Annotated in this window: 8 protein-coding genes; 4 read left to right on the top strand and 4 right to left on the bottom strand. The window is 40.2% G+C overall.

Annotated elements, in window-relative coordinates; genetic code table 11:
* The 4 genes from QMD71_09245 to QMD71_09230 all read left to right on the top strand — a co-directional run.
* Nucleotides 1-695, top strand: a 695-nt coding sequence (locus QMD71_09245; protein MDI6841012.1) for a Ser-Thr-rich GPI-anchored membrane family protein, incomplete at its 5' end; no start/stop codon positions are given.
* 162 nt (nucleotides 696-857) lie between these two features.
* Nucleotides 858-2,867, top strand: coding sequence for a Ser-Thr-rich GPI-anchored membrane family protein (locus QMD71_09240; GenBank protein ID MDI6841011.1), 2,010 nt, complete (start codon nucleotides 858-860; stop codon nucleotides 2,865-2,867).
* A 91-nt stretch (nucleotides 2,868-2,958) separates the two neighbouring features.
* A complete protein-coding gene (locus tag QMD71_09235) occupies nucleotides 2,959-4,353 on the top strand; it encodes a T9SS type A sorting domain-containing protein (GenBank protein ID MDI6841010.1) in 1,395 nt (464 codons plus the stop codon).
* A gap of 221 nt (nucleotides 4,354-4,574) precedes the next feature.
* Nucleotides 4,575-6,860, top strand: a complete 2,286-nt coding sequence (locus QMD71_09230) for a YCF48-related protein (GenBank protein ID MDI6841009.1) — start codon at nucleotides 4,575-4,577, stop codon at nucleotides 6,858-6,860.
* Between the two features lie 29 nt (nucleotides 6,861-6,889).
* Here QMD71_09230 and QMD71_09225 read toward each other — a convergent pair whose 3' ends face one another.
* The 4 genes from QMD71_09225 to QMD71_09210 form a co-directional block, all read right to left on the bottom strand.
* Entirely contained in the window at nucleotides 6,890-7,936 is a 1,047-nt protein-coding gene (locus tag QMD71_09225; GenBank protein ID MDI6841008.1) for a phosphoribosyltransferase family protein, read from the bottom strand.
* Nucleotides 7,937-7,981: 45 nt separating this feature from the next.
* Nucleotides 7,982-9,346, bottom strand: coding sequence for a T9SS type A sorting domain-containing protein (locus QMD71_09220; GenBank protein MDI6841007.1), 1,365 nt, complete (start codon nucleotides 9,344-9,346; stop codon nucleotides 7,982-7,984).
* 205 nt (nucleotides 9,347-9,551) lie between these two features.
* Nucleotides 9,552-10,043, bottom strand: coding sequence for a flavodoxin (locus QMD71_09215; protein ID MDI6841006.1), 492 nt, complete (start codon nucleotides 10,041-10,043; stop codon nucleotides 9,552-9,554).
* Nucleotides 10,044-10,051: 8 nt separating this feature from the next.
* A partial coding sequence (locus QMD71_09210; protein ID MDI6841005.1) for a C25 family cysteine peptidase occupies nucleotides 10,052-13,446 on the bottom strand: 3,395 nt, incomplete at its 5' end.

The following is a 13,446-nucleotide window of genomic DNA, read 5'->3' as shown; positions in this document are numbered from 1 at the left end:
CTACAGTTGGTGCAGTAGTTTACATAGACCAACTCCATGCCGTTAACCAAGCAAATAGTGGCAGCTTCACTATAGATGCACCTGTAGTCACAGTTATATCACCTAATGGAGGTGAGACATGGTACAGGGGTAACACATACACTATAAAATGGAGCTCAAATATGACACAACAACAGGTTGATATATATCTTTACAAAGGAGGTAGCCTCAGTAGTGCTATAACATATGACACTCAAAATGATGGCTTATATGATTGGCCTATACCATCAGGTCAAGCTATTGGAACTGATTATAGGATAAAAATAGTATCTGATGATGGCACTAAAGACTCAAGCGATGCCTACTTCACAATAGCGAAGCCGGAAGAAGGAATTAGAGAAATCGCAAACCTCGTAGCTCAAAACTTAAAGCTTGAAATATATCCTAACCCATTCAGTGGAAAAACCGTTATTCGTTATTCGTTAAACGGAAACCGTAACGATTACACGATTAACGATTTACGATTAACGATTTATGACCTAACTGGTAGATTAGTTAAGTCTTTTCCATTGCTCGATTCTCGCTACTCAATTCTCAATTCTGTTACCTGGGATGGCACTGATGCTAGTGGAAACAGGCTGCCAAGTGGCATCTACTTCTGTAAGTTACAAATTGGGGATGAGAGTCTAACCAAGCAACTGCTTTTATTGAGGTGAAGTCAAATGACTAATTCGTTTAGTTCGTTAGGTTCGTTTTGCAAAATGACAAAATGTATTTGGTTTGTTGGGATCAAGCCAACTAACAAACTATCCAACTAACCAAATATTTTTGCATTTTGATATTTGCATTTTAATTTTTGATTTTTAGAAGGAGGTGCCATGTACTGGTTAATTTCATTGATTTTTTCCGTTGTTGGAGGAGTGCAAGGGAATTTGGGTATGGAGCCACCCAAAACTCCACTTATGTTTGTATCACCAGAAACTCAAACTGGTCTACCCGTTGGCTCTACTTTTATGGATTCAATCTGTATCAGCGGGATTGTGAGTCCCGATACTCTTGTGGGCTGGGAGTTTTCACTATATTTTGATAATGAGGTAATAAGATGCGATAGTGCCAAGGAGGGTCCTTTTTTACAGCAGGGAGGTGAAACCTGGTGGATAGATAATGCATTCAGGCCTTGGCGTAGTTATGCGCTCCTTGCCTGTGTATGTTGGATAGGTAATCCAGGTGTAACTGGGAGTGGTACAGTATGTTATTTATATTGGACAGTTGTGAAAGATGGTGCTTCAATGTTAGCTTTAAAGGATGTCAAACTTGCTAATCCTGATGCTCAGTCTATTCCATGTGACCCAGTAGATGGCTGGTATAATACAACAGCAGCTACCCCAAGGATAATGGTAACATGGCCTTATTGCGACAGGTACTGGTTAAGAGGGTGTTGTAATGGTGGCATAAAATGGGTAAGCACTTCAGTGACTGGCAATGTAGATATAGAGCTATGGAAGGGTGGTAGTTTAAGTTACACGATAGCCAGCAATACTTCTAATGATGGTGATGAGTCATGGGATGCGCCTTCAGACTGCACCCCTGGTAGCGATTACAAAGTAAAGATAAGCTCCTGTAGTGAACCATCTGTTTATGACTATTCAAATGGTAAATTGTGGATTGGCCGTCAACTGAAAATAATAGCACCAAATGGGGGTGAAGTTTGGTGGGCAGGTGAATCAAACACTATCACATGGACGACTGCAGGTACTGATACCAATGTTAGACTTTGGTATACTCCTGATGGGGGGGCACAGTGGACAGAGATAATTTCAAGCACCCTGGATGATGGCTCTTACTTATGGACAGTCCCAGATAGCCCGACTATCCGAGCAAAGGTAAAAATATGGGATGTTGCATCACCATCTGAAGAAGAGGGAGATGCTATCCACCATCCTAATTTAGACCGTAGTGATTTTTGCTTTACCATAGCAAAGTCACCGGGAATTGTGGTAATGTGTCCTAATGGGGGCGAGTTTTTTGCTATTGACTCCACTCGCAATATAATATGGGATAGTAGGGGCATAAATGGAGATGTAAAAATTGACCTTTACAAATGGGGTAGCTACGATATAACTATAACAGAGAGTACTCCTAATGATGGTTCATACAGCTGGACTATACCAACTTCTTGTTCCCCGGATACAACTTATAGGATAAAAATAGCATCTGTCAGCACGCCTTCTGTTTACGATTTTAGCAATGCTAATTTTGCAATATCAGAACAGATACAGCTATTATTTCCAAATGGTGACACTACCTTATATGTGGACCGTATATATACTATCAAATGGACACCTGTAGGACTTAGTGGCTATGTCAAGCTCTGGTATTCTACTAATGGTGGCTCTACTTGGTGGTATATAAATTATTCTAAAGACGATGGCTCGTATTCTTGGAGAGTCCCAAATACACCAACAACTCAGGGAAGAGTAAAAGTAGCAGATTATTATCATGCATCTAACTGGGACCAGAGTGATACTGATTTCACCATAGCACTAATAGGAGTCGAAGCTTGCCCTTCAACCAAAATAGATTACTCACTTGAGAGCTATCCAACTCCATTTACTCAGTTTACGGTTATTAGTTATCAATTGCCAGTTGCCAGCATCCGGGATCCAGCATCTAGCATCCAATTAACGATTTATGACCTCACTGGCAAACTTATCCGCTCTTTAACAAACAAACTCACTAACCAACTAACAAACTCTGTTATCTGGGATGGCACTGATAATAATGGAAACAGACTACCGAGTGGCATTTACTTTTGTAAGTTATTCACAGAATCCTGCGGACAAGCGGGAAATGAGAGTATAACTAAACAACTGCTTTTGCTTAGGTAAAGGAGAAAAGTTCAAATGTCAAAGCTCAAATGACAAATGAAATCCAATGGCTAATCTTGAAAATTGGGATTTTTTAGGATGGAGGTGTAAAATGAATAAATTATTAGTCATTTTAATGATGCTTTCATTTATAGGAGTGGTTGGAGTAGCACCTGCTGATTTACAGAGCTCACAAATGCCTATACATAGGATTACGAAATTTTCAGTCCTCCCAGATACGCAGTCTGCTATTGCAGTAAATGATAGTTTTAAGGATTCACTATATGTTACTGATGTAGTTGGTATGGCTGCTTGGCAGGCTCGTATACTATACAACCCGTCTGTGATACAGTATAAAAGCCATAAAGAGGGTCCTTTTATGACAAGTGTTAGTACTACTTGGTTCACGATATCACTTGCTGATACTGCTAACGGAGAAATACTGGTTGGTAGTCTCTTCTGGCCACCCGGTGAGCCTTATTATACTGTAAGTGGGAGTGGCAGTGTTCTATATATCACATGGAAGGTCAAGGGGACTGGTAAATCACCTATCCGAATAAGACACGAGGATACATATCTTCTGGATACACTTGAGAATCATATTCCATTTGATACAGTAGATGGCTGGTATAATCCACCGGGGATAGCTATCTTCTCACCTGTAAAAGGTGGGTATTGGAAGCGTGGAAATAATTATAATATAAGATGGACAAGTGGTGGTATAAGCCCTCTTGTAAAAATAGAGCTTTGGAAGGGTAGTACCCTAGACTTTACTATAGCAAGTTCTACTAACAATGATTGCTCACACTTATGGGCTATACCTGCAGACAAGACACCGGGCTCAGATTATAAACTTAAAGTAATTGATTTTGTCATGTCATCTGTTTACGACACTGTCAACTTTAATATCTATCGTCAGATACAGGTGACATCACCGTCTGAAGGTACAGTGTGGTATGTGGGTTCAACATATGATATAACATGGATAACATCTGGGACAGATGATTCTGTCAAAATTAGTTATTTTAAGGGCTCTGGGTCTTGGATAGAGATAATTAGTATGCCCGATGTTGGCTTTTATTCATGGACAATACCGGATACAGTAACGCCATCAACTAATGCATATGTAAAAGTGGGACAATTCGATGTCGGCCCAAACTCCAGTATGAGCGGCCGCTTCACATTAGCGACGCCACCGGGTGTAGAAGAGAGCTCAAAGCTAAAAGCTCAAAACTTAAAGCTTGAAATATATCCTAACCCATTCAGTGGAAAGACCGTTATTCGTTATTCGTTAAACGGAAACCGTAACGATTTACGATTAACGATTTATGACCTTACTGGCAGATTAGTCAAGTCATTCCCACTAACTACTAACTACTCACTACTAACTGCTGTTTCTTGGGATGGCGGTGATGATAATGGAAATAGACTACCGAGTGGCATCTACTTTTGTAAGTTACAAGTAGGAGATAAGAGTGTGACAAAGCAGCTACTTTTACTGAGATAAAACTCAAAAGTCAAAAGTCAAATCTACAACTCAAAACTTATCCAGATTTTATCGGGATTAGATGTAGTTTTGACCCTGAATCAAGTTCAGGGTGACATTTAAGTTTTGCGATCGGGGAAGGAGGTGATTTTATGATTGTGTAGAGAAGAATGTGGATTGGTCGAGTTTTGCAGTGTTAGATTTAGGGGGCTTACCGTTCCCTATGTAGAAGGAGGTATGTAATGTTTTCGATAGCATCTGTTTTGTTATTGGCTTTATTTGCAGAGTGGCGGCCAAGTCTTATTCCACTCAGAGGTGGTATGGGTAATGAGATACCGTATATACGGACTTGTGATGTCTATTTCTTAAAGGAAACACAAAAAGGTTGGATAGCAGGGTTCTGGCCTCAATGGTCGAGGAATTCTATCTCTCATACAACCGATGGGGGTAAAACATGGGTACCCCAAGAGACGCCCTCTTATAAGGCACTACGAGTATTCTTCATAAATGAAAAATATGGCTGGGCAGCAGGTGGTGGCTATCCTATAGATCCCTGTCCAATAGTTATGCGTACCACAGATGGAGGTGAGACATGGACTGAGCAAATACTTCCGGGTAAGCATAATTTATGGGCAATCCATTTTATTGATCCACTGTGTGGCTGGACAGCTGGTCTTTATGGTCTTTTATTTCATACAATTGATGGTGGTATCACATGGGAATCACTACAGCAAAATGAGAATTGGATGATTGCTAATCTATTCTTTGCAAATCATTTAACTGGTTGGGCATCAGGTTATGACGCCAGTGAGCCTCATGATACTCGTGGTCGCATCTGGAAAACGATTGATGGTGGACAGAACTGGACTCAACTATCAGTTCCCCTTTCAGAAGATATATTTGCAATGTTTTTTATAGATTCATTAAAGGGCTGGTTTGCTCCTGCAAGTTATAGCTCTACTCCCTATTACACCACAGATGGTGGCTCCACATGGAACCCATCAGTTACTACCTCTGTCGGTCCGTTTCCAACTACTATTTCGTTTGCAGATTCTCTAAATGGCTGGATTGGGTGTGGCGGTATAGGAATTGGTAGGGAGGGATGGGGTGCTATTTGGCATACTTCTGATGGTGGTAGGATATGGACAAGACAGCACTGCCCAACTTCTCATACTCTTTGGTCAGTGTCTGCCCTAAATGCTAATGAAGCCTGTGCAGTTGGGTGTATGGGGACTATCTTACGCACTGAAGATGGAGGTAATAATTGGGTATATGAAAATAATGGGGATATACTTTGTAGGATTCATGCTGTTGATAGCTCACATATATGGGCATGCGGGCTTAATTCTTTACTTATTAGGTCTGAGAATGGAGGAAATTCGTGGGAAGTGATGACAGACTCTGGTTTTGGTTATGGTCTTACATTTCCTGACTTTCGCGATGTCTTTTTTCTCACCCCTGATATTGGGTGGATAGGCGGGGTTGGTGGTCTATATCATACAAGAGATGGGGGACAAACATGGGAAACTAAACCCTATCCACATTTCAGTTGTGAGAAGCTTGAGTTTGTTGATACTTTACATGGCTGGAATATTAACACAGGGTATGGTTCTCTTTTTTACACCATTGATGGTGGTACCACATGGGGTATCTATGATTTTCCTTATAACTGGCTGTTCAATAATTTAGATTTTGTAGACCCTGAATGTGGCTGGGCTGTCGGTGTATTAGACTCACATCTAATCCCCCATCCTTTGGTTATCCATACCACTGATGGTGGTGAGACTTGGACAAGACAGCCAGTCTCTACCTCCTTTACTATGTGTGGGTTGTATGCTTGTCACTTTGTGTCCAGGACAACTGGTTGGGCAGTTGGTCATGGGTATGGTCGTCGTCCATTTGAGACACAGAGTCAAGGAGTCGTTTTTAGAACAACTAATGGGGGTGAGAGTTGGGAAGAGGTATTTACTGTCCAGATTGAGTATGATTTTTGCTCAGTTGGATTTGCTGATTCTTTGGAGGGTTGGGTTTTGAGTTCTTGGCGTATCTACCATTCTACGGATGGGGGCATGTCTTTTGAGATGGAGTTTGGCTGGCCCGGTATGGCAACTAGTCCCCCATGGATAACAGCGGTTGATAATCGTCACGCCTGGGTAGGCTGGTTTGATGGGTGCATTTTGGAGTATGTGCCATCTCCCGGAGTAGATGAAGAAGTAACCAAGTCGTCTCCTACTTCAACCATTATTGGGTTAAAAGTAGTTCCAAATCCGTTTAACAGAACTGTAGAAATCAGAATTCAGAAATCAGATATATGGCAATACTTTAGCATTGCAACTTTACAGATTTACGACCTAACTGGTAGATTAGTTAAGTCTTTTCCATTGCTCGATTCTCGCTACTCAATTCTCAATTCTGTTACCTGGGATGGCACTGATGAAAGTGGGAATAGACTGCCAAGTGGCATATATTTCTGTAAGCTACGGATTGGAGACAATAGCCTAACTAAGCAACTGCTTTTGTTAAGGTAGGAGCAGTAAGGGTAATTCGTGAATTACCCCTACTTTTTAAGTTCCTGGTAAGGTAGGTTCATATTTTTGTGCCACCTTTTTGGGGCTGTGAAGTAATCTACTACTTTGGTATACTCTTTATCTGTCAAATAGGTTATTGAGCGCGGGATTGCCTTTGAGAGAGCTGCCTTCCTATTTGTCAAGTAATGTAGCTTAACCCCAACAGATGACAGTGTCTCTTTACCACCTTGCTGTCTATCAAATATTACAAGACAATCATTGACTATACCACCTCTTTCCCTTATTTCGTGTATTATTCTATGCTTTGTCCATCCCTTTACAATAGTGTCATCAACAAGTAGCACTTTTTTCTTGTAAATTTCGTTCTCTTTTATCTCAAGTAATGAAGCTTCAGGGTAGCGTTTCTCTCTTCTTGCAAAAAAAGAACGCTTGTTGGTCTTATCTCCAATCATTGTTCCAAATGGGATGCCACCAGCTTCAATGCTGCAAATCATATCAAAATCAAGCTTCCCAACTAAAGCAGCTGCCTCCCCTATTATGAAATCGTTGTACATTGGATACCTTGATAAGCACTTGACATCTATATAAATTGGGCTATAATTAAGACGCTCGTCAACTCTAAACAAAGGGGATAGGTCACCTAAACTTACCTTTATACCACCTATTTGCCATAGGAGGGAGGCAACAATTTCGTCAAGTGTCCCCTTCACATGTTCTCTTATGTATTCAATATCCTCATTTACACTACGTAGCTCCCTAAAAATACGATAAAGCTTATCTGCCTCATCTTTACTTTTTGACTTAACTGATATTCCAATAGTTTCTAAGCTATAGACTACAAAATAGATAAAAGTAGGCTTGTCCCCTTTGCACACTATTGGGTATGTGTATGCATTCGCTTCCCTATCGCATATGCCAAGTTTATTTGCATTTCTGTTTATTTTATCCCTGTATTGTTCAAATATATCATTTGCTAAACTATCAAGTTCATTTAATTCAAAAGTTGTGTGTGACAAAGCTTTAATAATGGTGCCATCTATTTCTATTGAATCAAATGATAGTTGAGCTAACCTCATAATGTTCTGTCTTACCTCAACATAATACTGAAACAAACTAGGTACTTACTGTATCAAAATCAGTTTCTTAGTCAAGTTAAAATTGCCAGCTGTAAACTTCACAAAATAAACACCAGCCTTAAAGCCTTTGGGACTCCAGGTCACATTATAATATCCGGGCTCATTCTTCACACTAACCAGTGTCTCTACTAACCTACCAGCTGCATCATAGATAATAAGGCTTACTGACTGCAGATTCACACTGCTTGGAATGTAGAAACTGATATTAAAAATGCCAGTCCCTATAGTAGGCACTATATCTAGGCTACAATACCCAGATTTGTATACATTGCTGGTTTCTGCTACTCCAGTAGGGTCGGTCTTTATAAGATATGCATCAGGACTTCCACCCCATGAGAAGGTCAATCCAGCTGTTATATAGCCGCCATCTTGAGTCTGTGCTACTGAGTAACCCATCTCGCTGCTAGCTCCACCATATGTTTTTGTCCATAGTGTATTACCAACTGGATCTGTCTTTATAAGATATACATTAGAATATAGAGGCGTTCCTGTCCCATATGACTTAGTCTCTCCAGCTATAATATAGCCACCATCTTCAGTCTGTGCCACTGAGTAGCCATAGTCATCACGAGTTCCACCGTATGTCTTTGTCCAGAGTATATCACCAACTTTATCTGTCTTTATCAGGTAGACATCATACCCCCCTGCCCCATATGACTTAGTATATCCAGCTATAATATAGCCACCATCTTCAGTCTGTGCTACTGAATAGCCATAGTCGTTATTAGGTCCACCATATGTCTTTGTCCATAGTGAATTACCAGCTGAATCTGTCTTTATTAAATATATATCCCAATTTACTGGACCATATTTAAGGCTTATTCCAGCTACAATATAGCCACCATCAGTTGTCTGTGCCACTGAGTAGCCACCTTCGCCACCTGAACCATACATTTTTGTCCAAATTGTATCACCACTTGAATTTGTCTTTATTAGCCAAGCATTACACCATATTGATGGACCCATTTCACCAGTAAACCCAGCTATAATATAGCCACCATCTTGAGTCTCTGCTACTGAGTAACCTTCATCGTGATTAGCAACTCCAGTATATCTCTTTGTCCATAGTAAATTACCAGCTTGGTCTGTCTTTATAAGATAGACACGGCGGACATCAGGAGAACACCAAGCCCATCCAGCTAAAGCATAGCCACCATCTTGAGTCTGTCCTGCCGAGCAGCAATACTTAGTACTCCCATCTCCGGGCTTGTATGTCTTTTCCCAGTCAGCAACCACTGTCTTGGGAGAAATTAGAAATTGGGAAATAGAAAATAGAAATAAGAGCGGTAACCTAATCACAGCTACTATCATAATCCGCCTGATGCGGATAGCAATTAACCTACACATCATACACCTCCTTTTCTCCACATGAATTATGTCCTATCCTCCCACATTATAATACTCTCATCAAGAAGTCAAGTTTTTTATTTGGGAAAGTGCTGAAAAAGCCCCGAGAACCGTCATTGCGAGCCCCGATTGATTTATCGGAGCGTGGCAATCCCAGACCCCGAAAATACGAGATTGCTTCGCTGTCGCTCGCAATGACATTACAAAATTATACTACTTTTTCAGCACCCTCTATTTGGTCAATTTTAGCTAACTCATCCTCTTTTATTGCCCTTCCCCTAAATGATAGTGCTAATATGACTTCCATCCCCTTTGCTTCGAGTTCATTTTTACCTACTTTTTTATACCTGTTGAAATTCCAGTAGCTAGACGCAAATGTAATCACCTTTTTACCACTACAATTAGTTAAGCTATCTATATAAGTAAGAACAGGTGATGGCAGTTTACCTGCCCATATTGGGAAACCAAGTATTAGCAAATCGTATAAATTGAGGTCTGACTTAGTAGGCCTTATTTTTGTCCTCACTTCTCTTTTCGCTCTCCTGCTTCCAATAATGTATCTTGAAAATACATTTGTATATTCTTGTTCAGGCTCTATCCTTATCTGTTCAACTATATGGGCTTCCAATCTTTTTGCAATCTCAGTTGCTATGTATCTCGTATTTCCACCAGCCGAGTAATAAGCAATCAATATTTTCATTATACCTCCTATCTAATTAATATTGCTTTCTTTATAGATATAAAATCAGCCGCATTAATCTGATAGAAGTATACACCGGCTGCTAATTTCTTACCTACATCATCACGTCCATCCCAGGTAACCATATAATAGCCAGCCCTATGTATCCCATCCACAAGTATACGGACGAGGCTACCTGTTATATCGTAGATTTTAATAGAGACTTTGCTCCTTACCGGTAACTCATATCTAATAGCTGTCGCTTTGTTAAATGGGTTTGGTAAATTCTGGTGTATTGCAAATACCTTTGGTAATTGTAACGCTTCTTCTGTCCCAACTGTCACAGTCAATTCTACAGGAACAGAAACTGCAGGCTCATCTGGGTCATTTGACACTATTTCAATAGCTGTGTTGTAAGTGGAGTCAGGCGCTAGTCCTGCTGCATTGTAAGATACTATTATATCAATACTGTCATTAGGGGCTAACTTACCTTGTGTAGGAGTTTCAGTAAGCCAGGTTACATCAATGAGTTCACTTATACTAAATGTAAGTGTATCTCTACCAACATTCTTAATTCGCATCAGTTGTGATGTGGTATCATTTGGCTGTAACTCAACTCCGAGTGAGTCCGGTCTCACTCTTATATCTGCTGATGGTGTGGGTGGCCACGGATAAAAGCCTTCTACTCTGCATATTTCATTACAATAGGAAGCAGGACAACAAATAAGCCAGTAATCACCTGTAACTAAGTCACAATCTACACCACTTCCTTCTGCAGTAGGTGCTTTAAAGGAATGAGTTTGCACAATTGAGCCATCCCTCCTAATTTCATAAACTATACAAGAATCACTACTAAACTGCATCATTATAATCAAGTTTTGGCTACTTTGCTCAAATCCAAGCCCTGCTGGATGGGTGCCGGAAGGAATTGGGATAGTAAAACTTGATATGACATTGCCATCTGTATCCAGCTCAAATATCTTGTCTAAATCACCAGCAAAAATGTGCTCACCATCAAAAGCAATGCCATAGGGGGTTTGAGCAGGAGACTGGAATCCCTGTAGTAAATTACCTGTTGTATCAATCTTATAAATTTGACGGTGAGGAACTCCACCGTGTACCCACAGGTATTCATTAGCCCAAGCTAAGCCCATACAATTACTACTTGGTGCAGGTATTGTTTTTATAACACTGCCATTTATAGGATTTACTGCATAGATGAGGGAAGGAATCGCAACAGTCACCCATAACTTATCACCATCTGAAGCTATTCCGTGAGAAATCCCAGCAGGAGAAGTAAACTTACTCATTACTTCACCGGGTTGCATAGGATTAATCCATAGGGTATCCAACCAGTCATTAGTGAAATTATCTTCATCAACTATCTTTAAATAAAATTCTAATGGGTGATGAATTGGGCAGCTCCTTTTAATCTTAACTGCAAATGCATCAAAGCTAAATCCAGTATCAAATTCCGATATATCACCAAACTCTTCTATAGAATCAATTATTGTTACAAAAGTGTCATAAGTAGATAAAGTTGCGCTTACATTATATGCTGACATATTACCAAGATTCCTCAAATTCAGTGGTAGCTCAATTGTCTCACCACGTTGTATAAATTTGTTGTTATTACCGTGACTATCACCAAGTGAATCGTCATCTACCAAGTAATAATAGAATCTTAAAATAGGTGTCATTATAGGGATAGAGAAATGCGCTACCCATGTAGTATTATTTTTATCACTCATCACAAGTTCAAATTGTATATTATGGTAATCTGTGATACTTGTTGAGACACTAAATTCAAACTCACCAGTTTTGTATGAGTCAGGTAACACATCACCACAGGAATCAGTTGAATCTGTGATAGTGATGTATGAATCAGCTGTCCTCAGCACAGCTGCAATCTGGTGAGCTGTATCTACTCCGACATTGTGTATAGTGACTGTCAACTTTATAGTCTCACCAGGTTGTACACTCCCATTATTATTACAGGAACTATCGTCTATTTCATAATGGTCATAAGTCATACAAGCACCACTTGCTACTGTAATACGGATTACACCCTCATAAGGTATAAAATTATGCTTCGTAGCTGTCACAAACATAGTGCCAGGTGAAGCTAATGAACTTGGTAAGTTGAACATAACATTACCACTTGCATCAGTGTAGTCTCGGCAGTATACTTCACCTTCCTTAAATACACAAACATACGCACTGTCAACAGCTACTCCATCACTTGTAACACTAACTTTAAGGCTCGTCCCCCCTATTTGGATGACACTGTCATGGCCTACAACCAGCTCTTTTGGCTCATCAGTCCACATAGGCAGTTCCGGGTCACCAATTAGGTTAAGCTCAGAGATACACCAAACCCATAGCCCTGCTTCAATAGGGTCTGACTGTCCTGTCATATAGACCCAGTTATCCCTTGATACTGCATTAGCTACACCCAAATGTCCCTTATATGGATAATTACCAAAAAATACTTCGTGATATAATGAAGTATCAATCACCTCTGATAGCCACATATAATCTGCTGTACCCCACCCATATCTAGAATTCATAATTGTAGCTATTGCACCGCCATTAGGGTTATTAACAAAATGCTCTGCAAAACAGTCACCACCCGGCACATAGTCAACTGCACCAACCATACAACTTATTGCATTAATTATTGGGAGCTTACCTCCATTTATAAGCCCATCTACATCATCTAAGTCAAAGAAGTCATCCACTATCCACACGCCATACTCTCTACCATGCGATGCAATATGCGTAAAGCCAAAACCTGAATTTAAAGAGTCTCTTAGAGTTGACACTGAAAGATTTTCCTGTGATTCATATAATTTTGCATCTAACCAGCCTACTGGCGTTATATCTGCAATAGCATTGTTTACTACATCACCCCAATAATCTGGGAAAGGTGGCATATGAAACAAAAGGGTTGCTGGCAGTAGAACTCTCTTTTCATATCCGGCTGCTATACCTTTCTCATAAGTTAACACTTTATTCACAAATGTTTGCACCTGCTCTAAATTTCTAACAGGTGCCCTACCTACAAATACATCTGAGTAAAAGTCTAAACCATCAGTTGGCTCACCCCATACATTATCACCATCTGCATTCCATGTGCCATCTAAATCTGAGAAATACAGGTCACTCGGCACAGTGTCATCATCCGGATAGTGGTGCACGCCTAACATTGGCATCCAAAATATATCCCTTCTTGGTATTATCTCTTGACCATTCTCAAAGTCACATTGACCACCAAGTAAAAACCAAATTGTACCCCAAGTTGAGTTAGCATCAATGATAAAGTTGCGTATCATTTCAGCATCATCCCTGCCTGTGTAATTTGCGTAAATGAACTCACGTGTCACTACTTTAGCAGGTACACCTTTCTTTGTTTTCCAATCAG

The sequence above is a fragment of the bacterium genome (assembly GCA_030018315.1).
In the GTDB taxonomy this organism is placed as follows: domain Bacteria; phylum Hydrothermota; class UBA3073; order JACQXS01; family JAGMCI01; genus JASEGA01.
The sequence above is the reverse complement of the archived record's forward strand: the minus strand, read 5'-3'. Positions and strand labels throughout refer to the sequence as shown.